A 23,125-nucleotide genomic window follows, 5' to 3' on the forward strand; every position below is an offset into this window, starting at 1 on the left:
TTTAGCTGTTGGCTATATTCTTCTGTTTTTAATGCGTATCAGTAATATTGGACTAAAAGCTAACAGCCCAAAGCTAACAGCTAGCGGCCAATCCCTACCAAAACACAGTATACAAAGCCGCGATCACGCCGCAAATGAGTACTGACCCGATTACGAAACTTTTGCCGGGCATAAACATGGATTGGCTGATTTCCAGACTTTTTGGATTGTTTTTACTTTTCGGATCAGCCAGTGAAATCGCAACTATTATCACGCACAGTATTACGAAAATGTAACCCATACGGTCAAGAAACGGTATTTCTGGTGCAAGAAACTTTCCCGCAGTCGACAGTGGTATAGTGAGTAACGCGGCTGTGAGCGCGGCGGCGGAAGTGGTTCTTTTCCAGAACATTCCGAGTATAAAAATCGCAAACACGCCCGGCGTAATGAAACTGCTGTATTCCTGAATAAACTGATAAGCCTGATCCAAAACCCGCAATTGTGGCGCAATCAATACCCCAATCGCCATGGCCACATATATCGTATAGCGACCGACTCTGACCAGCTGTTTCTCCGATGCATTCGGGGCAATGTATTGTTTGTAAATATCCAGTGTAAAAATCGTCGAAATACTGTTCGCTTTTCCGGCGAGGGAAGCGACGATTGCCGCCGTAAGTGCTGCAAAGGCCATTCCTTTCAAGCCCGCCGGGAGTAAGTTCAATAAGACCGGGTAAGCGTGATCAGGCTTTACAGCTCCGGTTCCGTCTAGCATTTCTTGCTGAAACATACCATTTTGATACAAAACAAAAGCAGCAATACCCGGGATCACGACGATGATCGGAATCAGTAATTTGAGTAAAGCAGCGAATAGAATCCCCTTGCGGGCAGTCTTCAAATCGGCCCCCAGGCTGCGCTGAATGATATATTGATTACAACCAAAATAGGCCAGGTTATTGATCCACATCGCGCCGATAATCACCGTTAAGCCTGGCAGGTCTTTATAAAACGGACTTTCTTTGGGCAAAATCATGTGAAAATGCATATCCGCCTGCTCTCTCAGCAAGCCCAGCGCATTGAAAATACCCGGTTTATTAAAATGCGTTGAAACCAGATCCAGCGCGAGGTAAGTAGTAGCCAGTCCGCCCAAAATGAGCACGATCACCTGCACCACGTCGGTATAGCCGATCACCTTCATCCCGCCGATCGTGATAACGACAGCGAAAACACCCAGACCGATAATCCCGTAATTAAAATTCAGGCCCGCGGTTACTTCCAGTGCCAGAGCGCCGAGATAGAGAATGGAAGTGAGGTTTACAAAAACATACAATAACAGCCAAAAAACGGCCATAATTGTCGCTACGGTAGGATTGTACCTTTCCCGCAGAAACTGGGGCATGGTATAAATCTTGTTTTTGAGATAAACCGGCAAAATGAAAACGGCCACCACGATCAGTGAAGCCGCGGCCATCCATTCATAAGAAGAAATCGCCAGCCCGATCGCAAAACCCGAGCCGGACATCCCTATAAAGTGCTCGGCGGAGATATTGGAAGCGATAATCGAAGCGCCTATTGCCCAGAATGTGAGGGAACCCTCGGCCAGAAAGTAGTCTGTCGAGCTTACTTCTTTCGCACTTTTTTTCTTGTAAATCCAGTAACCATAAGCAGAAACGCCTATCAGATAAATAAAGAATACAACATAATCCAGCGATTGCAAACCGGTTGTGGACATTCGGGTTTAGGGGATTTGGGGTTTGTTCGAACTATTCGATTTATGGTCAGGTGTTTTTATTGCTGTTCTGGGTTGTTCGAAGTTGTTTTGAAGTTGTTTTGAATTGCCGTTTGACATCGTTTACTAAAACTTAATACTCAAATCCAACAATCCCGAACCATTTCGAACTATTTCCAACATTCAATAACAACGGCCGATCATACCTTACAAGCTTAGTTTACACCTCCGCATACTGCAACACCTCACTAATCTTCACACTCCTGCCTTCTGTCAGTGATTTCATTGCTGCAATGCCGATCGCAGTTGACATTAATCCATCATGCGCGTCAACCGGCGAAGGCTTGTCATTTAGCACGCAATCTATAAAAGATTTGAGGCAAACGCGGTACGCAGTTTCATACCTTTCAAGGAAAAAATGAAGCGGAAGTGAGCTGTGGCCGCCATTATCGTCAAAATGAATCAGTGTGTCAGCCGTATTGTTTTCAGCTTTTGCCATTCCTTTTGAACCAAAAATTTCAAGCCGCTGGTCGTAACCGTAAACCGCTTTCCGGCTATTGTCGATCACACCGATCGCACCATTTTCGAATGTCAAAACGATCACGGCAGTATCAATATCGCCAAATTCCTTAATCTCGGGATGGATCAGCGCATCGCCTTTCACGAACACTTCCGTCACTTCGCTGCCTACAATAAACCGCGCCATATCGAAGTCGTGGATGGACATATCGAGGAATATGCCGCCAGAGATTTTCAGATATTCCACTGGCGGGGGCGCAGGATCGCGGCTGGTAATGCGCAGAATATGCGGGTCGCCGATCTTGTTGGCTTCCACCAGGGTTCTTACATTATTAAAATTCGCATCAAACCGGCGATTGAAACCGAGCATGAGCTTGACACCATTTTCAGTAACCGCTTTTTCTGCCTCGTGGATCGCTTCCAATGTCACATCCAGCGGTTTTTCACAGAAAACATGCTTTTTCTGACGCGCCGCAGCCACGGTGTACGGAACGTGAAACGGGGTAGGGGAGCATACGATCACCGCCTCCACATCAGGGTGGTTGATCACGTCGTACGCATCCGTAGTAACTTCTTTCACGCCCAGATTCAGTGCAAAAGCGTGGGATTCCGGCGAAACGTCGGAAGCGATAATCACCTCTGCATGAGGCATATGATGCACCAGGTTACTCAGGTGTATCTGCCCGATCCGACCAAGTCCGATCACGCCAGTCTTAAGTTTTTTAGCCATTTTGGATACCTTGCCGTCGACTTAAGTCGACGGGTATTGATTGGGTGGATGATGTTTTGTTTTCTTGATTTAGAATTTTCTGTTCCATTCTTTCAGCCAGCGTTCTATCACTACTTTGGTTTGGGTAAAAAATTCGATTGCGTGTTTGCCCTGGCCGTGGAGGTCGCCGTAAAAGCTGTCTTTCCAGCCTGAGAATGGGAATTGCGCGACGGGTGCGGCTACGCCAATGTTGATACCAATATTGCCAGCCTCTGCTTCGTGCCGGAATTTTCTGGCATTGGAGCCGCTGCTGGTGAATATACAGGCCATATTCCCGTATTTTCCTGCATTGATATAACGGATCGCTTCGTCAATCGTATTAATATGTACCAGGCTCAATACCGGGCCGAATATCTCCGTCGAGGCCAGTTCGCCGTCAAGCGGAATGTCTTCAATAATGGTTGGATTAATAAAGTTACCTTGCTCATAACCGTCCACTTTGGGGTTACGTCCGTCGACCAGTAAACGTCCGCCTTCGTTAATACCTCTTTCAATGAGCGTTTGTACGCGGTTTTTACTTTCAGCAGAAATCACCGGGCCCATTAAAACGTCGCTATCGAGGCCAAAACCGGTTTTTCTGGCTTTGGCTGATTCGACCAAACTCTCCGTAATATCCTTGTGATCACCAACTGTAATAATGGTAGAAGCCGCCAAGCAACGCTGGCCCGCGCAGCCGTACACACTGTCGATCACGATCTGGGAAGTCATTTCAATATCCGCATCCGGCAATACAATCACGGGATTTTTGGCGCCGCCCTGTGCTTGTACCCGTTTCCCGTTTGCAGCCCCTTTGGCGTAAACGTGACGGGCGACATTTGAAGAGCCAACGAAGCTAATTGCTTTGATAACAGGGTGTTCCAGTAAAGAATCCACAACCTCTCTCGCTCCCTGCACCAGATTCAATACCCCTTTCGGCAGATCCAGCTGCTCCATTAATCCCACGATCTTGGTCATCGTGAGTGGTACCTTTTCGGACGGTTTGATAATATAGCTGTTCCCGCAGGCAAGTGCATAAGGCAAAAACCAGAACGTGATCATCCCCGGGAAGTTAAACGGCGCGATACATGCACAAACGCCCAGCGGCTGCCTGATCATGTATTCGTCAATTCCTTTGGCAATGTCTTCTGAAAATTCTCCCTGGATCAAAGTAGGGGTTCCGCAGGCATTTTCCACGTTTTCAATCGCGCGGACAATCTCAGCTTTTGCCTCTATAAAAGTTTTCCCAGATTCAAGCGTGATCGTTTTTGCGATATCGTCGATGTTGTCTTCGAGTAGCGTTTTTAGCTTGAATAAATACTGTACCCGCTTCGAAACCGGCATACTTCTCCATTCCTGAAAACCGCTTTGCGCCGCCGCTGCCGCGTCAGCTACATCTTGCCTGTTACCATAAGGAACCAGCGCCAATACTTCCTGGCTGGCTGGATTAAGCACTTTTTCAAACTGATCTGAATGGCTATCAACCCACTCCCCATTAATATAATTCTGTAATTTTTCCATCCTATCTATCTGTTATCCATGGGCTGAAGCTCACGGCAATTGATTTTTGGGCTTCGCCCCTTTTTTGGGCTGAAGCCCTTTGTATTTATTTGATCATTTGCTTTTTTGATTATTTCCCCTCGCTCCCTATGAGGGCCGCCTTCCTTCCTTCCTTCCTTCCTTCCTTCCTTCCTCCCTCCCTTTCCTCCCTTTCCTCCATCCTCCCTTTCTCCATCCTCCCTTTCTCCTTCCTCCCTTCCTCCCCTCACAACCCCCCATAAGATTCCGTAAACGCCGTCACTTCTTCCAGTGTTGGCATGAAGTTGGCGCAGCCTTCTCTGGTTACGATGATTGCCCCGCAGGCGTTGCCCATTCTTACACTTTTGTATAGATCCCAGTCATTCAATAAACCATAAGAAAACCCGGCGCAAAATGCGTCTCCGGCTCCCAGTACATTCAAAACTTCGACCGGAAAGCCTGGTACCTTTACTTCTTCCTTGCCCGGCTGGAAAATGGATGCGCCGTCTTTTCCCCTTTTTACAACCAGCGTTTCTACGCCCGAAGCAAGTATTTCACTAATTCCGTTCTCGATATTTCCTCTGATCTCAGGTGCGGATATCTGCTGGTGTTTGATCAATAATTGTTCTTTATCTGTCAAAAAAGTAGCCAGGATTTCTTCTTCCGTGCCCACTACAATATTGAAACTCCCCAATGCAGCCCGGATTGTAACGCCAAATGCACGCGGGTCGAACCATTGATCGGCCCGGAAGTCAATGTCCAGGAGCCTGATCACGTCATTTTGTTTGGCCAGTTCCAATGCATAAAACATCGCTGTCCGGCTTGGATCCTTGCTAAATGCAGTACCTGAAAATGCAGCTGCTTTGAAATTCTCAAAAGGAATAGCAGCCACGTGATCGATATTCAGATTAATATCAGCGCAATTTTCGCGATAGTAAACCAGCGGAAAGCGGTCAGGCGGCTCTATCCCCAATACGACCGCAGAACTTCTGGTTCCTTCAATCACCGGTACCCACTCCGTTGAAATGCCTTCTTTATCTAAAAAGTGCTTGATAAAATTCCCAACCTGGTCGTCTCCGATCCCGGTAAGAATAGCAGTTTTCAATCCAAGCCGCTGACTACCAGTAGCAATATTCAGTGGGCAACCGCCTACGAATGCATTAAATGCTTCAATTTTTTCAAAAGGACTGCCGACATTCGCTGAATACAAGTCAATAGAAGAGCGGCCGAGGGTTAATAGGTCGAGGGGTTTCATTTGGCTTTGGGTTTTGCTGAAAGCTTTGAACTATGGCTATTAGCTATTAGCAATTAGCTTTTAGGTTTTCTGCTTTCGCTTCAAATTTTAGTATTAAATTCTTATTCATCGACTCCCAGGCCAACAGCTAATAGCTAATAGCTAACAGCCAATAGCTAACTATCCATTCATCTCCGCCGTCACAATCGGTAACCTTGGATCCGAGCCTTTCCAGGTACCGTAAATCCAGTCGTGGTCGGGGTCGGACGTGTTCGCAAGTGATTGGTCGCTGCCGGCCAGGAAGTTGAGGTAGTAAACATTGTAACCGTGGCCTGCTACTACCGGGTGGTAGCCTTTCGGAACCAGTACCGCTTCGTTGTGTTTCACTCTTACAATCTCATCCAGCGAGCGATCCTCGGTGTAGACCTGCTGAATAGCGTAGCCCTGCGGTTTGTCGATTTTATAAAAATAAATCTCTTCCAGGTTCGCTTCCAGCAAGTTGCCGTCGGAATCAACCTTTCTTTCATCGTGCTTATGCGCCGGAAATGAACTCCAATTGCCGGAAGGCGTATATACTTCTACGCAAACGATTTTGTGACAATCAAAACCAGGTTCCAGCAAACTGTTTATCTGCCGGTTAGCATTATCTCCCCCGCGGTATTCGATCGCGGCTTCTTCCGGGCGCTTCATTCTGGGTGGGTGATCTTCGTCAGAAAGCACTTTGCAGATCGCAATGTCGGTTTGAGCAGATTGTGAAGTGAGGACAAATTCTGTGTTTCTGGAAAGATACATCGCGTGGCCGATGCCGCTGAAAACGTCTTTCCGTCCATTCCGAGTATCCCAGGTTTGCCCGGCGGCTTCCACTTTAAAATTGCCTCCCAATAAAACAATGCAATATTCGTATTCTCCGGTATTGCCGGATATTTGTTCATTAACATCCAGTATTTTCGCCTCAAAGTTCAAATACGTCCAGCCCGCTTGTTCAGCTGTCAGTGAATGGTAGTTTTTGTCATTTTTCGGCTTGATCAATAAGTCACTCATCGCGGTAATCGAATAGATTTGCACAATGATAGTGTTGTATAAATTAAACACAAAATGTAAATATGTTAATATCGAATGCAAACGTTTGAAAAAATAAATAAGATTTAATCGCCTCTATCCGATCCATGAATTCCTCCCGTCCGATTACTATTAAAGATATTGCACGTCGTTTTCGCTGCTCTCCGTCCACAGTTTCAAGGGCTTTGAACGACCATCCTGCGATCAATGAAGATACCCGCAAGAACATTCAGGAATATGCCCGGGAAGTGGGTTACCAGCGGAATGAAGTGTCTCTCAGCTTGTTAAATAAGAAGACCGCGTCGCTCGGAGTCGTGGTTCCGACGATCAGTAATTACTATGAAACGGCGGTGATCGAGGGCTTGCATACGATTTTGCAGCCACTGGGTTACACGCTTAATATTTGTGTGACCAATGAAAATTATATGCTGGAAAAAGAATATCTCTCCAAACTGCTCTCCAACCGGACCGAAGGGATTTTTCTTTCAGTTTCCCAGGAGACTTATGACTCAGGCTATTACGAACATTTGGAAAGTGTAATCCAGCGAAAAACGCCTCTCATTTTTATCGACCGGGAGTATGAGGATTTTGAAACTAGTCGCGCTACGGTCGACGATTACCACGGCGCTTTTGCGGCGGTAGAGCATTTGATCAATATCGGTTACAAAAGGATAGCGCATTTAAAGGGACCAAACGGGCTCACTGTTTCTGAGCAGCGGCTGAAAGGTTATGTGGATTGTTTGAAAAAATACGATATGCCGGTTCAGGAAGAGCTGATTATCAATACTAATTTCAAAGTTGAAAGTGCGATCGTTCCTACCAAAAGATTGCTGGAAATGGCCGCTCCGCCTGATGCTATATTCGGCGTGAATGATCAGGTGGCGATCGGGGCAATGCGGGTTGTGAAAGACAAAGAACTGAAAATCCCGCAGGAAGTCGGGCTCATTGGATTTGATAATTCACCTATCTCAGCCTACACTTTTCCCTCACTCACAACCGTCAGCCGGCCCGGTCGCAAGATTGGAATGGAAGCCTCGCGGTTGTTTCTCAATCAGGTTAACGGCGCCGGTGACTTCATTCACGAGAGTATCGTCCTCCCTTCCGAGTTGGTGATCAGGGAATCGACTTTGCGGATTTAAGGTTGTAAATCTTTCAGGCAGAGTGTAGAATTACTTATCTTGGTAAATCCAAAACCTCTATTCTCCACTTCGCTTGATTTTTAATTCTACTCCTGCCAGAGTTTCCCTTTCCGCGTTTTGCCTGCTGCTGCTTGTATCTCCACTTTTTGCGGCTCCCGGTGTTCAAATTAAGCCTGCACCTGCTTGGGTTATCCCGGTCACCGCTTCCGGCAAACCGGCTTCGGCCAAAGATGTGGCGGGCGGGTACTATCTTGCCTTTTCAGATTATCAGGTAAATCTGGACGAGCAGTCTGTCTACACGCATTATACCAGACAAATCATTTCTGAAAGCGGTATTCAAAACGGATCAGATATTACCGTGGCTTTCGATCCGACTTATGAAAAACTGGATTTTCACCAGGTTACCGTTTGGCGCGACGGGAAAGGTACGTCGCAACTGCAACCGGCAGAAATTAAAATAATGCCGCTTGAAACTGACAGGCAGCGTTTCATTTACAACGGGCACTACACTGCTTCCTTAATTCTCAAAGATATCCGCAAAGGCGACCGCATTGAAGTAGCCTATTCCCGCAAAGGCTGGAACCCGGTGTTTCAGGGTAAATACTCAGATTTTCTTCATTTTGATACATTTGACTATACCCAACACCAGCATGTTGCAATTATAGCAGATCAAAAAAGGGCGCTGATTTTCAAAGAATTTAATAAACCTCTAACCCGAAAACTGACTGCCGGCAACGGTAAAAATGTGTACGAGTGGGAGTTAATGAATGTAAAACCTGTTGCCTACGATGACTTTGCGCCCGAGTGGTACAGTAAAAGTCCGTTTGTACAGGTCACTGAATTCAGGAGCTGGAAGGAAGTTGTGGATTGGGGATTAGGCTTTTACGGAGAGACAAAATTGTCGGGTCCGCTCAAAAGCAAAGTGGCCGGTTGGAGAAAAGAAGGCGAGAGCAATTCGGAGTTTATTGGCAAGGTCGTGCGTTTTGTACAGGATGAAATCCGCTATCTCGGCGTCGAAACGGGTGAAAATACGCACCGGCCGCATTCGCCCGGACAGGTGTTCCAGCAGCGTTACGGCGATTGCAAAGACAAGGCATTTTTGCTTTGCGCGATGCTGCGTGACCAGGGAATTGAATGCGATCCGGTATTGGTAAATACTTATAAAAGAGCACATTTGTCGGAGTTCCTGCCGTCGCCAACCGATTTCAATCACGTGGTTGTGCGCATTGAGGAATTTTCCGGCGTGCCGGGCAGATCGAATACTAAAATCTTCCGGTTCGTAGATCCTACCATCGCATTGCAGGGGGGAAGTTTGAGCACAATCAGTTTTCCACCTTATGGTCAGGGTTTATTGCTGCGAAAAGGACAGATCCAACCGATTTCGATCCCGTTACAGGGTACCGGAAATATTTCAATTACCGAGGATATTTACCTTCCAAAGCGCGGCGACACGCTGATGTCGGGGCATATTCAGGTGAAAACCGTTTATTTCGAGTCCCTTGCAGACGAAATACGGTCGATGTTCCAGCAGACTGTAATGTCCAAGACCGAAGACGCTTACCTGAATTACTACCGCGAAATATACAAAAACGCGGAACTGGAACTGGCCGATACGCTCACTTATTACGACCAGCGCGACGCCAATAACTTTTCGTTGCTTGAAAATTATGCGCTGAAAAACGCGTGGCAATATGATTCCGTCAGCGGTCGTGCGTATTTTGGGTTGCAGGGAAAAGTGCTTCACGACCAGCTTCGCATTTTACCTAAAAAGTCCAGAAAAGACCCGGTATCCCTGCAATATCCGTATCACAATACCTACAAGATCCGGGTACATATGCCGGAGTATTCGAATATCAAAAAGGAATCGTGGCGGATTGAGCGGGCGGCCTACACGGTTGCTTTCAGCTCGGATTTTGTTCCGAAGGAGGGCGTGTGGGAGCTTTCGTACGAATACAATGTGCTGCAAGATCATGTAGCACCTGAAAATGTAGCTGAGTTTCGGGAAGATATGTCCAGACTGACCAAAAACCTCGGTCTGGAACTCCTGGCACCAGATTCGGGGTCATCGTCAGGCAGGTCCCTCAACTGGGTGACGCTGCTGCTTGCCCTGTGTACCGCAGCCGGTTGTGCGGTGCTGCTGCGAAAACTTTATTACTTTTCCCCGCTCAAAGGCCAGGCTTCTGAACCGGCTTTACCTTTTGGCTCCTGGATTTTACTGACCGGGGTTCAAATGGTCCTTCATCCGATTGTCGCTTTCTTTAACCTCGCCTTGTCTGGCGGAATGATCTATTTCAGTACGGTTGGTTGGAATGCAATGTCTGCACAATCGGGTTTAGTGAGCTCTTTATATAAGGTTTCGCTGGTTTTTGAGATCGTCGTATCCACTGTTATCTTTTGTTTTTCAATCCTCCTTGCGATTTTATATTTCAAAAAACGCGATTCTTTCCCACAGCTTTTTTCATATTTTCTGATTGGGAATCTGGTTTTTGCGATCGTCGGACTTATTGAGGCGCAGACGATCTATGCAGAAGTCGCAGGGTTTAACGGCGATATTATTTACCAGCAATTTATCATAGCGCTGATTTCAGCGGCGATCTGGCTGCCGTATTACTATCAGTCCAAGCAGGTCGCGCAGACGTTTGTGAATACCTATCCTCCCACCGAGCCTGAGGAATATATGTATGAAGAAACGCCGGAAGCAGCAGAAAACGATCCCGGAGCAGTTCAGCGCGACGAAGCTTAAAGCGGGTTGCTTTATTCTTTGAAATGATTAATTTTGAGAATGGAGCAATTCGAAATAGTGCAACGCGCCGAGAGCCGGGCGCCGGACATATTGTTTAAGCCGGCGCAATTCAGGATTTCGGTAGTAGGAGAGGACCAATGCACATTAGCCTCGTACAACCGACGGGATTTTTATAAAATATCACTGATACTGACCGGTAGAAGCAGATTATTTTATGCTAACCGGGGTATTGAAATTGTCGCGCCTGCGCTGGTTTTTACCAATCCGCTGATTCCCTATTCCTGGGAAATGCTGCATGAAGAGCCTTCGGGTTATTTCTGCATTTTGAGCGATTCATTTCTGCATCATAACGGCCGCACGGAAAATCTGGAAGAGTCGCCGCTCTTCAAAGTAGGTGGTGATCCGATCTATCACCTGACTCCCGAACAAACCGCTTATCTCGAAAGTATCTTTCAGAGAATCAGGCAGGAAGCTGATAGTGAATATGTTTACAAGCTCGATGTGATTCGGAATCAGGTCAGTTTGATTATTCACGAAGCAATCAAAATGCAGCCGGCGCTGGCTTATTTTACACATACCAATGCATCTTCCCGTATTGCAAAACTGTTTCTCAACCTGCTGGAAAAGCAATTCCCCGTCGATTCGCCGGAGAATATGCTGAAACTGAAAAAGGCAAGTGATTATGCGGAAAACCTTTCGGTGCATGTAAATCATTTGAATGCTGCTGTACAGGAAGTTACGGGCAGATCAACCACCGCACATATCAATGACCGCCTGCTGACGGAAGCGAAATCTTTACTGCAATATACCACCTGGAGTGTGGCGGATATTGCTTTCAGCCTGGGTTTTGAATATGCTTCCTATTTCAATAATTTCTTCAAAAAGCACACAGGTAACACGCCGCTGGTTTTCAGAAAATCACTTTGAAAACTATAATTTTTGCTTTGAAACTTGTAGCGAGCCGCGAGAGTTGACCTGCTACTTTTGCTCTTGTTAATCATAAACAACAAACGCAAAATGAGAAAGATCAATTTAGGAAGCCAGGGACTAGAAGTGCCTGTTCAGGGACTGGGCTGCATGGGCATGACGACCATCGCGGGCGGCGATATATATGGAAAGGCAGATGAAAAACAGTCGATCGCGACCATTCATCGCGCATTGGAATTGGGCATCAATTTTCTGGATACAGCCGATTTATACGGGCCGCTATTAAATGAGCGCCTGGTCGCCAAAGCGATTTCCGGAAACAGGGATAAATATATTGTTGCTACCAAATTCGGTTTTGAAGTCGATGATAACGAGCAGCTTACCTGGGGTTTCAATGGAAAGCCGGATTATGTAAGAAAGTCGATCGACCGGTCGCTGCAAAATTTGGGAACGGATTATATTGACTTGTATTACCTGCATCGGCTGGATCCAAATACCCCCATTGAAGATACCGTAGGCGCGATGGCGGAGCTGGTTCAGGCTGGTAAGGTTAAGTATATCGGCTTGTCGGAAGTGTCTGCGGAAACAATACGGAAAGCACATCAGGTTCATCCTATTTCAGCTGTTCAGTCTGAATATTCACTCTTCGAACGCGAGCCCGAGGCAAATGGTGTTCTGGATGAATTGAAAGAGTTGGGGATCGGTTTCGTGGCCTATTCGCCACTTGGACGCGGTTTCATAACGGGCGAATTGAAAAGTCCCGACGATTTTGCTGCGGATGATTTCAGAAGAAGTATCCCGCGTTATCAGGGAGAGAATTTTTACAAAAACCTTGATTTACTGAAAGAAATACAGTCAATCGCTGCTGAAAAGGGCATTACGCCTTCACAACTCGCACTCGCCTGGGTAGCATCCAACAATATCGTCGCCATTCCCGGCACGAAGCGCATTAAATATATTGAAGAAAACGCTGCCGCAACCGAGGTAACATTAACCGCCGAAGAAAAGCAAAAGCTGGAATCCATCGTCCCAATAGGAGCCGCCGCAGGAACCAGATACGAAGCCTCGCAAATGGAATGGGTTAATGTTTGATTAGAAAATGCAAAGGAAAATCAATTGCCGGGGGCTTCAGCCCCCGGACTTATTGATTTTCTTTTATTAATAGCTCTCATTCTGAGACAAGTACCCAGGCAAATTCGATGCGCCGTCGATCGCGGTTTGCGGGATTGGGAAAATGCGTTTGTGGACGTCGGAATTGGTTTTTTCAGTCCATTTTCCTTCATATTTGCCGAAACGGATCATATCTGTGCGGCGCAGCATTTCCCAGTAAAATTCAAAACCCCTCTCACGGAAAAGAATATCCAGCGTCATGCTTGTGAGTGCCGGAGGAGCCAATGTGGCTGTACGCGAGGCACGCACCAGGTTCACATCTGCCAGCGCGCCGGCTGCATCACCTTTGCGCAATTTCGCTTCCGCGCGCATCAGGTAAATGTCCGCCAGACGAACGATCACAATATCCGCTTCTCCCTTGTTCCGGCCGGTATTCGACTTGCTGCTAAACTCGTACTTCGCTACGCGATAACCCGTGTTATAGTTGCTGCCCGCGGTTGTGTAGTCAATCAGTTCGGAAAAACTGACAGGCAGATCCGCACGGTTACGCGTTACATATGTGAGCTTTCCTACTTTCAATTTACCATCCGCACATCTCGTAAACGCGCCATTTACACGTAAAGCACCATATTGCTGACCTCGTAGAATACCGCGATTGATCTTGTAATCTGCATCGTTTACACAAGTGTCGGCTGCATTGGTGTAAATTGACATATTCTGCTGATAAAACCGGGGATCACGGCTTGGATCCACCGCACCGTAAGCCTGCACCCACGATTGGTAAAAATCAGAGGTAATACCCGGACCGTCGGTTCCGTTTGCAGCAGGGAATTCGGCTAGTGGAAACTGGTCTCCCGAGATAGAGAAGTACGCCATCCGGTTATGTCCGTTCAGGTCAGCGCGCTGATCCACTGCAAAAATCAGCTCATGGTTTGTGTGGTTGTTATTTGAAAAAATCGAAAAGTAATCGGCTGACAACTTGGCCTGACCCGAAGCAATTACCTTGTCGGAATACTGGATCGCTTTGTCCAGATCTTCCGGCCGAAATTCGATCGTAGGAGAATATACATTGCGATATACGCCTGCATTCATATACAACCTGGTCAGCAGACTCCATACTGCGGCCTGATTGAGGCGGCCGGGACCTACTGCTGTTTTGGACTGGACAAGCGGCTCGATTGCAAGCAGTTCGCTTTCAATGTAACTCACGGCTTCTTCTCCTCTTACGATCTTCGAAGTTGTTCCCGGATCTTCTTTGATGAAGGCGATCCCGAACATATCCAGCATAACCAGGTTATAGTAAGCCCGCATTCCCCTCGCCTCAGCGAGATAGATCGCTGCATTCGGATCCGAAGATTCTTTGAAGCCGGTGATTGCAGTAATTGACCTTGAAATGGACTGTACCAGCGTATTCCAGGTATTATTTACATTCGGATCGGTACTTGTAGTATTGTGCTGATGCAGCGCCTGATAAATACCGTTGTCGCCCCAGTCGGTTCCGCCGCGGTAAGGCAGGATCGCCTCGTCGGTGGTAATTTCCTGTAATGCAAAATAGGTGGTATGCTGGAACAAATTGGGCAAAAGTGCGTAAACCGGCGCTATAAGACCGTTTGCAGCAGCCTGATCAGATAGTTCGACGCTGAGTGTTTCGTCGAGCACTTCTTCTTTCAAATCCGTGCAGGCATTTGTAAATAACAATAGACCCGCAGCCGTAAATATGAGTGATAATTTCTTTTTCATGAGGTAAATATTAAAAACCAACATTTAGACCAAAAAGGACAGTTTTAGCTTTTGGATAGCTCAGGTAGTCGATACCATAAGAGGTGATCCCATTGATCTGACGATCATTATTCACCTCAGGATCGTATCCGTCGTATTTTGTCCAGAGGAACAGGTTCTGGCCGGTAACCGACAAGCGCACGGTCTGGACCCATTTGTTGATACCAAGTTTGGTAGTATTCAGGTTGTATCCCAGTACGAGGTTGTTCAATCTCAGGTACGCGCCATTTTTAAGATAGCGCGTTGAAACGGGAGCGGAGTTATTTACTGATTCTCCTGCATCGTTCAACGCTTCTCTTGTCACATTCACACCTTTCGATAATTTCAGTTTATAGAAATTAGAGTTGGCCGTGTTGTCGTAAACCTTATTGCCCGCAACGCCATTGAAATTCGCTGAAAGGTCAAAGCCTTTGAAACTCACATTACCATTGAAATTGTACATTCTCGTAGGTATTGCGGTACCTGCTGCAATGCGGTCTTTATCAGAAATAATACCGTCACCGTCCACATCCCTGAACTGGCTGATCCCTTTGTCGTCAAAACCAATATGTTCTTTCAGGAAAAATGTCCCGATCGGTTCATTGTTGATATAGCCATTGATCGTGGCCGAAGTGAGTCCGGATCCCTGCGCCGAGCCCGAGGGTATTACAGAATATGGGGAGTTGGTCACATTGTTTTTCATAAATGTGATATTTCCACCAAAACCATATCTCAATCCGCTTTCGGTTGAATTCCTGTAATTCAGGTCAATTTCAAGTCCTTGGTTCACAATTTTCATATCTGGCACATTGGTCCAGAAAGTACCGGCCGGCTGAACGGGATCGGCAGGTATCACTTCCAAAAGGATTTTCTGGGATGTCTTCGAGAAATAATCGATTTCCCCGCTCAATGCACCTTTGAACAAAGCAAAATCAAGTCCGATGTCGGTTTGGCGGGATACTTCCCACTGGATATTCGGGTTGGCTAGCCTGGTGTAGGTGGTTCCTGCCGGGTAGGTATCGCCTCCGTCGAGCGGGTAGCTCGTAGTTCCGGAAACCACCGAAGTGAAACGCGCCTGTGTGATCTTGGAAGGAATTTCCTGGTTGCCCGTCGATCCCCAACCTGCACGCAATTTCAAATCTGAAAAAGGCGACGATTTCATAAAAGCCTCTTCCGAAATCCGCCAGCCTACTGAGAACGAGGGAAAATAACCGTATTTGTTGTTCGCCCCGAATTTAGACGAACCGTCAACACGCAGCGTCGCTGTGGCGAGGTACCTGTCTTTGAATCCGTAGGTTGCGCGTCCGAAAAACGATTGCAGCTCATTGATCCTTGCAAAACCGCCGGGCTGGTTCAGTACCAGGTCAATTTCTTGTCCGAGACCTGGGTTATAGATCGGCTCAATGTCGGAGATCGGGAATTTATTAATACTGAAATTGCGCTGCTGCACTAGCAAATGCTGATAAGAATGTCCCACCAACGCGCTGAAACTGTGGTTTTTAGTATTAGTAGTATAAGTCAGGTAATTCTCGATCAGCCTGTTGGAATTTTTGTTACTCCAGTTTTCCAAACGGCCGATTTCGTAGGGAACCGTGTTCGGCAAAGTCTGCTTATCCTGCACCGAAGTGGCGTGGTCGAGACCGAAATTCAGTTTGTAAACCAATCCTTTAATGATCGTTACCGAAGGTGAAATACTCGCCAGAACCCGGTTGGTGCTCAAAAGCTCCTTGTAAAGTTTGAGCGAGATCAGCGGGTTGGTACCGTCCTCGTATTGAAAAGGCAGACCGTCCTCACCGTAGGGCGCATAAGTCGGATTGGCAGTAATCGCCCCGCCGATCATGCTTTGTACGTTTGGCTTTTTGTTCTGCGTATTTGTCGCATTCAGGTTTATATCCAGTGAAACCCGGTCGTTCAGCAGTTTTTGAGTAAGATTGATCCGGCCGGTGTAACGGTCCTGCTGGCTTCCTTTGAGAATACCCTGTTGTTTTTGCGCGCCAAATGAACCGTAATAAGTCATTTTATCCGTACCGCCGCCGATGGATACGTTGTGGTTATGCGTGGTCGCGGTTCTCGAAATTTCTTTCTGCCAGTCGGTATCTGCGCCTTTGTTGATGATCGTGCCGCCGAGCTTGCCTGCCTCCGAAACGAAGTCGGGCCCCGATAGCACATTGAGCGGGCGGGCCATTGTTGAAATACCCAGTGTTCCCGAATAGGTAACACTGGCCTGGCCTGATTTCCCCTTTTTTGTAGTGATTAAAATAACCCCATTTGCGCCCCTCGCCCCATAAATCGCAGTCGCCGACGCATCTTTCAAAACGTCCATAGACTCAATATCCTGCGGATTGAGGAAATTGAGCGGGTTGGTATCGCCGCCCGTGCCGCTATTGTCCAGCGCCATTCCGTCGACCAAGAAAAGTGGTGTGCTGCCTGTGCGTACACCGCCCGGGCCGCGTATTGTAATGCTGGTTTTTCCGCCCGGTTCACCTGTGGCCGAGGTAATATTTACGCCCGATACCTTTCCCTGCAACAGCTGCTCGGGGGAGTTGATGATACCCTGATTGAACTCGGCGCTTTTGAGCGATTTTACGGAACCGGTAATATCTTTTTTAACCGTAGTTCCGTAACCCACCACAACTACCTCACCCAGGTTGGCAGCTGCTTCCTTGAGTTTGATTTCAATAGAGCTGGCATTCGCTTCTGTAAGCAGGAAGTTGTTAAGAGATTGTTTCTCAAACCCGATGTAACTGAATTCCAGGTTGTAACGTGTTTCTGTCGGCAGGTTAGCGAAGGAAAATGCGCCTGCTTCGTCGGTAGTAGCACCTTGTTTGTTGCCGCCATTCACATCGGAGATCACGACTGTCACACCTGGCAGCGGTTCGGAATTGCCTTCGGTCAGGACTTTGCCAGTGAGTGTTATTTCTCTGAAAGCGGCCGCGTTCGCCTGCATGCAGCATGCGACAGTGAAAAGCATCAAATAACTTCGCCAAAGACCAGTTCTCACCGATCGGGATAGAGTTTTCATCATACTTGTGGATTATTAAATTGAAACAACATAAAAGGATGGAGTAGTAGAAAGAGGGATTTCCTGCAAGATTACATTTGTATTTTTAAAATAAATTATAGAATATAGTTAATACACATTTCAAACGTTTGAAATTTTATGCAAACGTTTGAAAAAATATGGAGAATGAATTGGATAAAATCAATAGCATAGCTGCGCCCGACGCATTTAAGGAGCGCAAAAGTGGCGTTTGCATCCGGAATGAATGCAACAGGGGAGTTTAAGGAATTGTTAAATCGGGGAATCCAGGCAGTAAAGAGTTGTCAGGCAGCGCTTTCAAGCGGGTCACACATCCTGCCTCAAAACTTCCAGCGGAGGTCTTGACAATATGCCGCGGCTGTTGATTAATCCGATGAAAACGGTCAGGAGCGAGACGAACAGGAATACACCAAGAATAGGCAGAATCTCCGGTTTGAACTCTGCTTCGAAACTGAACTTGGCTAGCGCGAAGCTTCCTATTACCGCGATGATAATACCGGTAAGTGCCGCAAGCGAGCCTAAAAAGAAGTATTCAAGTGCAGTAATGGCAAAGATCTGCTTCCTGCTTGCGCCCAACGTCCGGAGCAGAACGCTTTCCTGCAAACGCTGATATTTGCTGATCAGTACCGAGGAAATCAATACAATCAAACCGGTAAGAATACTGAAACCAGCCATAAAACGGATTACAAAGCCGATTTTGTTGAAAATATCGTCGAGCAGACGCAAGACCAATGCAAGATCGATGATCGCAATATTCGGGTACTTGCGAACAACAGCCTGCTGAAACGTAGCCGAAACCTGCGGATTGGGTACGTGGGTAAGCATTGCGTGGAACTGCGGCGCATCTTCTAAAACGCCGGTCGGGAAAACGACGAGAAAATTGGTCTGGACTTCACCCCAGTTCACTTCCCGGAAACTGGAAACGCGCGTATTCATCATGGTACCCTGCACATTGAAAACCAGCGTATCGCCCAGGTCGATGCGGCTGCGGTCGGCGAAACCTTGTTCCAGTGAGATCGGTACCAAACCTTTTGCAGGATCATATTTACCTTCCCATTTTCCTTTCACAATTTTTTCGGAAGAAGTAGTGGAATCTCGGAAAGTAACGCGGTATTCGCGGCCAAAAATCCTTCTCGATTGTTCCGCAGTCGTGTCGCCTTCAAAATCTGCGGCTGTTTTTCCGTTTAATTCTTCCAATCGCATATTCACGATCGAAACACTTTGATTAACAGGCACATTCTGCGCTTTTGCAATCGCCATAACACCTTCTTTCTGACTGCCCTGAATATCAAAAAGCACGATATTCGGCTGGTTTCCGCTGGTTGAAAGTCTGACGCGTTCCAGCAAAATACTTTGTACAAAAAATAGGGTACAAATCAGCGATGTACCCAAACCGATCGAAACGATCAATATCGCAGTCTGGTTATTGGGTCTGTACAAATTCGCGAGCCCCTGTCTCCACAAATAGCTCCACGATACGGGAAAGAACCTTCTGACCAGCCAGGTAAGCAATATCGCGGTGCCGTAAAGCACCAGAAATGAGCCCAGAATACCCGCCGTAAAGATCAGCGCTTCGATCCAGTTACGCATTTGCAAGAATGAAAAACCGAAAATGAACAGTACAATCAGCCCGTACAAAAGCCAGGTAAACGGATCCCGGTCCAGCTTGATCGGGTCGAGCGAAACGCGCAGTACGTTCAGCGGCGAAACGCCGCGAATTGAAACCAATGGAGGTAATGCAAAGAGCAGCGATATCAATATCCCGATCGCCAGACCCTGCAAAATAGACAGCCAGGAAATACTGGTTGTCAGCTCAAAGGGAAGCAAATCTTTGATTACAATGGGCAAAAACTGCTGAATAGCTGTTCCAAGCGCAGCTCCGAGTACCGAGCCGATCACACCGATCCCCACGATCTGGATCAGATAGATCATAAAAGCCTGCGACGCCTTCACGCCCAGGCACCGCAGAATAGCAATTGAATTTAGCTTTTCGCGAATATAAATATGGATTGCGCTGGCTACACCAATGCAGCCGAGCAATAATGCGACGAAACCTACCAATGCCAAAAAGCGCGTCAGGTCCTGGAACGAGCGGCCGGTGTCTTCTTTTTGTTCCTGTACCGTATTATAGTCCAGGTCGTATTTTTCAAATTTCGGTTCCAGCGTTTTTACCAGTTTCTCAACATCCGTCTGTGCCGGGAACTTGAAATAATACCTGTAAGCCACGCGGCTTCCTTTTTGCATAAGTCCCGTCTGGTCCAGAAATCGCATTGGAATATAAACTGTCGGCGCAACGGAACTGGTGATCCCTGTTGCTCCGGGCGCTTTTTCGAGGATTCCTGCAATCGCAAAAGTAACCTCGCCAATGCGAATGGAGTCGCCCACTTTGGCTCCGTATTGCAGCATCAGAGTCTGATCGACCAGTGCCTCCTGCCGTGTACGAAATGTATTTTCAGCAGTAACCGGCACCGTTTCAAATTTTCCATAGTAGGGAAAACTGCCCGACAAAGCTTTCACCTGCGCCAGCCTGTTTCCACCATTTTTGACGAAATAAACCATGGAAGCAAAGCTGCGTTCTTCCGACCGGTTCTTACCCAAAGAATCTACCAGTTCCTTCGCCTTTCCGTCCACAGCGCGGTTGCCATAAAGTGCCAGGTCCGCCCCGATCAGCGTTGCTGCCTGACTATCGATATTCTCTTTCAGGTTGTCGCCGAGGGAATAAATCGCTACCAGGGCTGCAATACCGAGGATAATTGAGGAAATAAAAAGTACCAGACGCGAGCGGTTTTTACGACTGTCGCGCCACGCCATTTTCAGCAGCCACGTTATATTGAGCCTATTTGGGTTCATCGGGAATTCGGGTTATGCTACCAGTTTGCCGCCTTTGATGCGGATAATCCTTTGGGTTTTTGCGGCGAGTTCGAGGTCGTGGGTCACGACTACGAGCGTTGTACCTGCTTCTCTATTGAGGTCAAAAAGCAGCTTCACTACTTTTTCACTGGTCTCTGCATCCAGGTTTCCGGTCGGTTCGTCGGCAAAAAGGATCTGTGGCTGATTGGAAAATGCGCGGGCAAGCGAAACGCGCTGCTGCTCGCCGCCGCTCAGCTGGGTAGGGTAGTGGTGACTCCGCTCGCCGAGACCGACTTTGTCGAGCAGATCGAGCGCGCGGGATTTGATATTTCTTTCGCCCCTCAATTCCAGCGGCACCATCACATTTTCCAATGCGGTGAGTGTAGGCAGCAGCTGAAAATTTTGGAATATAAAACCTACATATTGGTTTCGGACCGCAGCAAGCTGGTCTTCATTTAATCCGTTTAGTTTGGTCCCGTGCAGTTCCACAGTTCCCGAAGTGGCGCGGTCGAGGCCGGCGCAGAGACCGAGCAGCGTCGTTTTCCCACTTCCCGACGGGCCCACGATCGACATCGTTGAGCCGGCTTCTACCGAAAAATGAATATTGTCTAAAACAGTTAGGGACCGGTCCCCGCTTTTATATATTTTACTTACCTGATGCAGGTCGAGTATCGTATCCATCTATTGTTTTCTAAATTTATGAGTTGTGGTGCTGCGTTTCGCAACCTGTTTTAATCTAATTTGGTTGTTTTGATTTTATGCCAAACCTAAATATAGTGTAAAAACTAATGTTCCATATGAAGCGAATTCCCACTTTTCTTTACACACTTCTGATTCCAATCCTGCTGCTGGCCTGTAACACGGAGCAAAAAGACCAGTCGGCCGCTGCCGGAGATTCAGCAGATACCCCAACCAAAACACCTGCTGCAAAGAAGAAGACAATCGTATTTTTTGGAAATAGTCTCACCGCGGCCTACGGGCTCGACGATCCTTCACAGGGTTTTGTCGGTTTGATCCAAAAGAAAATCGATTCTTTAAAACTCAATTATAAGGTTATCAATGCGGGTGTGAGCGGAGAAACGACCTCCGGAGGTAATAGCCGCATCGACTGGCTTTTGAAACAGCCGCTCGACATATTTGTGCTCGAACTCGGCGGCAACGACGGGCTTCGCGGAATACCCGTTTCTGAAACCAAAAAAAACCTGCAAGCTATTCTGGATAAGGTACATGCAAAATATCCCGAAGCGAAGCTGGTACTTGCAGGAATGCAGATCCCGCCGAATATCGGACAGAAATATGCTTCGGATTTCCGGGCGGTTTATGCTGATCTGGCAGACAAAAATGACCTCACCCTGATCCCGTTTTTACTGGAAGGAGTGGGTGGCGAAGCAAAATTGAATCTGCCAGACGGTATTCACCCAACTGCGGAAGGTCACAAAATCCTTGCAGAAAATGTGTGGGTGGAGATCAAGGATCTGCTTTGATGTGAAACCGTAAAAAAGCAAAGGCCCGAAACGTTAAGTTTCGGGCCTTCCTATTAAAATGGTCTTTCCCTACACAACCCTGTCGCCACGAATCACACGAAGAATTATTGCAACAACTGCAATCACTAACAGAATGTGAATGATGTTACCCATTCCGAAGCTAGCGAAGCCAAAATAGCCTATCAACCAAATGATTACAAGGATGACAGCTATTGTATAAAGAAGATTTCCCATTGTCTTAAATTTTTAAGTTAGAGTTAATATAGATCTGTCATAATCATATCAATTTAGATGCCAGCAATAATTCGGTGTTTTTTAAGTCTGATATTTCCCCGGATTCTACAATATTTGCGTGTTTCAGTAATGTTATAGCAGTAAGTTGTAGAAATTTATCTCAAAGTATTCCGGTTATGAACAAAGTCCTTTTACAGCTCCTATTCCTAATCACCTTTCTTGCAATAACCTCGCAAGCTGCTGTTGTCGATACAGTTGACACTTACAGCGCGGCGATGAAAAAGAATATCAAAGCAGTTGTAATCAGACCCGACAATTATGCTTCGGCCGGGGAAATGCCGGTTGTATACCTTTTACACGGTTACAGCGGCAATTATGCGGATTGGGTCAAACGAGCCCCAGGTTTTGAAAAAGCCGCAGATACCTTCCAAATGATGATCGTGTGCCCCGACGGAGGATTCGGGAGCTGGTACTGGGACACAAAAGATCCGCAGTTCCAATACGAGACCTACGTTTCCAAAGAGCTGGTTTCATTTATTGATAGCAAATACAAAACGATTAAAGACCGGCGCGGGCGGGCGATTACAGGGTTGAGTATGGGCGGCCACGGCGGATTGTACCTTGCATTCAGGCACCAGGATGTATTCGGAGCTGCGGGCAGCATGAGCGGCGGCGTGGATATCCGCCCGTTTCCCAACAACTGGGATATGGCCAAAAGGCTGGGTAAATATTCGGAAAATGCGAAAGTGTGGGAAGAAAACACGGTGATCAATATGGTGCATTTGCTCACACCCAATACCTTATCTATTATAATCGACTGCGGTAAAGAAGATTTTTTCTTTGGGGTAAATGAAAACCTGCACCGCGAGCTCATGTACCGCAACATTCCCCACGACTATATTGTCCGCCCCGGCGCGCACAACTGGCCCTACTGGAACAATGCTGTGCAATACCAGCTACTTTTTATGAATAATTTTTTCAGCAGAAAAGAAGCTCCTGTGAAGTGACGGGTATTTTCGAATGCATTCAGTTTTTAAATTTTCCCGAATTACATTTGCAC

The 23,125-nt window shown here is 47.1% G+C and carries 16 protein-coding genes; 6 read left to right on the plus strand and 10 right to left on the minus strand.

The window, feature by feature from the left end; genetic code table 11:
- Positions 1-94: 94 nt before the first annotated feature.
- The 5 genes from LZG94_RS05625 to iolB form a co-directional block, all read right to left on the minus strand.
- The gene (locus LZG94_RS05625) at positions 95-1,708 is read right to left on the minus strand and encodes a sodium/sugar symporter (protein WP_233790953.1); all 1,614 of its coding nucleotides are present in this window, start codon (positions 1,706-1,708) and stop codon (positions 95-97) included.
- Positions 1,709-1,925: 217 nt separating this feature from the next.
- On the minus strand, positions 1,926-2,954 hold the full coding sequence (gene iolG / locus LZG94_RS05630; RefSeq protein WP_233790954.1) for an inositol 2-dehydrogenase: 1,029 nt from the start codon (positions 2,952-2,954) through the stop codon (positions 1,926-1,928).
- Between the two features lie 69 nt (positions 2,955-3,023).
- Positions 3,024-4,490 carry a CoA-acylating methylmalonate-semialdehyde dehydrogenase gene (locus tag LZG94_RS05635; protein ID WP_233790955.1) on the minus strand — a complete coding sequence of 489 codons (1,467 nt, stop codon included), beginning with the start codon at positions 4,488-4,490 and terminating at the stop codon, positions 3,024-3,026.
- Between the two features lie 244 nt (positions 4,491-4,734).
- Positions 4,735-5,742, minus strand: coding sequence for a 5-dehydro-2-deoxygluconokinase (gene iolC / locus LZG94_RS05640; RefSeq protein ID WP_233790956.1), 1,008 nt, complete (start codon positions 5,740-5,742; stop codon positions 4,735-4,737).
- A gap of 159 nt (positions 5,743-5,901) precedes the next feature.
- Positions 5,902-6,762 (minus strand): 5-deoxy-glucuronate isomerase, encoded by an 861-nt coding sequence (gene iolB, locus LZG94_RS05645; protein WP_233790957.1) that lies wholly within the window; start codon positions 6,760-6,762, stop codon positions 5,902-5,904.
- A gap of 125 nt (positions 6,763-6,887) precedes the next feature.
- Here iolB and LZG94_RS05650 point away from each other — a divergent pair, with 125 nt between their 5' ends.
- The 4 genes from LZG94_RS05650 (at position 6,888) to LZG94_RS05665 (ending at position 12,681) form a co-directional block, all read left to right on the plus strand.
- A complete protein-coding gene (locus LZG94_RS05650; RefSeq protein ID WP_215235392.1) occupies positions 6,888-7,919 on the plus strand; it encodes a LacI family DNA-binding transcriptional regulator in 1,032 nt (343 codons plus the stop codon).
- Positions 7,920-7,992: 73 nt separating this feature from the next.
- The gene (locus LZG94_RS05655) at positions 7,993-10,662 is read left to right on the plus strand and encodes a DUF3857 domain-containing protein (protein ID WP_233790958.1); all 2,670 of its coding nucleotides are present in this window, start codon (positions 7,993-7,995) and stop codon (positions 10,660-10,662) included.
- Between the two features lie 39 nt (positions 10,663-10,701).
- A complete protein-coding gene (locus LZG94_RS05660) occupies positions 10,702-11,589 on the plus strand; it encodes an AraC family transcriptional regulator (RefSeq protein ID WP_233790959.1) in 888 nt (295 codons plus the stop codon).
- A 90-nt stretch (positions 11,590-11,679) separates the two neighbouring features.
- Positions 11,680-12,681 (plus strand): aldo/keto reductase, encoded by a 1,002-nt coding sequence (locus tag LZG94_RS05665; RefSeq protein WP_233790960.1) that lies wholly within the window; start codon positions 11,680-11,682, stop codon positions 12,679-12,681.
- A gap of 66 nt (positions 12,682-12,747) precedes the next feature.
- Here the strand turns inward: LZG94_RS05665 and LZG94_RS05670 are convergent, their stop codons facing one another.
- From LZG94_RS05670 to LZG94_RS05685, 4 genes are all read right to left on the minus strand, one after another.
- Positions 12,748-14,439, minus strand: coding sequence for a RagB/SusD family nutrient uptake outer membrane protein (locus tag LZG94_RS05670; protein WP_233790961.1), 1,692 nt, complete (start codon positions 14,437-14,439; stop codon positions 12,748-12,750).
- 10 nt (positions 14,440-14,449) lie between these two features.
- Complete coding sequence (locus LZG94_RS05675) at positions 14,450-17,428, minus strand: SusC/RagA family TonB-linked outer membrane protein (RefSeq protein WP_233791125.1); 2,979 nt, start codon at positions 17,426-17,428, stop codon at positions 14,450-14,452.
- 375 nt (positions 17,429-17,803) lie between these two features.
- A complete protein-coding gene (locus tag LZG94_RS05680) occupies positions 17,804-20,347 on the minus strand; it encodes an ABC transporter permease (protein WP_233790962.1) in 2,544 nt (847 codons plus the stop codon).
- Positions 20,348-20,359: 12 nt separating this feature from the next.
- On the minus strand, positions 20,360-21,028 hold the full coding sequence (locus LZG94_RS05685) for an ABC transporter ATP-binding protein (RefSeq protein ID WP_215235382.1): 669 nt from the start codon (positions 21,026-21,028) through the stop codon (positions 20,360-20,362).
- 116 nt (positions 21,029-21,144) lie between these two features.
- Here LZG94_RS05685 and LZG94_RS05690 point away from each other — a divergent pair, with 116 nt between their 5' ends.
- On the plus strand, positions 21,145-21,831 hold the full coding sequence (locus LZG94_RS05690; protein WP_233790963.1) for an arylesterase: 687 nt from the start codon (positions 21,145-21,147) through the stop codon (positions 21,829-21,831).
- 69 nt (positions 21,832-21,900) lie between these two features.
- Here the strand turns inward: LZG94_RS05690 and LZG94_RS05695 are convergent, their stop codons facing one another.
- Positions 21,901-22,065: a lmo0937 family membrane protein gene (locus LZG94_RS05695; RefSeq protein WP_215235380.1), complete on the minus strand. Its 165-nt coding sequence runs from the start codon at positions 22,063-22,065 to the stop codon at positions 21,901-21,903.
- Positions 22,066-22,241: 176 nt separating this feature from the next.
- On the opposite strand from LZG94_RS05695, the gene LZG94_RS05700 reads away from it, so the two are divergent.
- Positions 22,242-23,072: an alpha/beta hydrolase family protein gene (locus tag LZG94_RS05700; RefSeq protein ID WP_233790964.1), complete on the plus strand. Its 831-nt coding sequence runs from the start codon at positions 22,242-22,244 to the stop codon at positions 23,070-23,072.
- Positions 23,073-23,125: the final 53 nt, after the last annotated feature.

It is taken from the genome of Dyadobacter sp. CY343 (assembly GCF_021390335.1).
In the GTDB taxonomy this organism is placed as follows: Bacteria; Bacteroidota; Bacteroidia; order Cytophagales; family Spirosomataceae; genus Dyadobacter.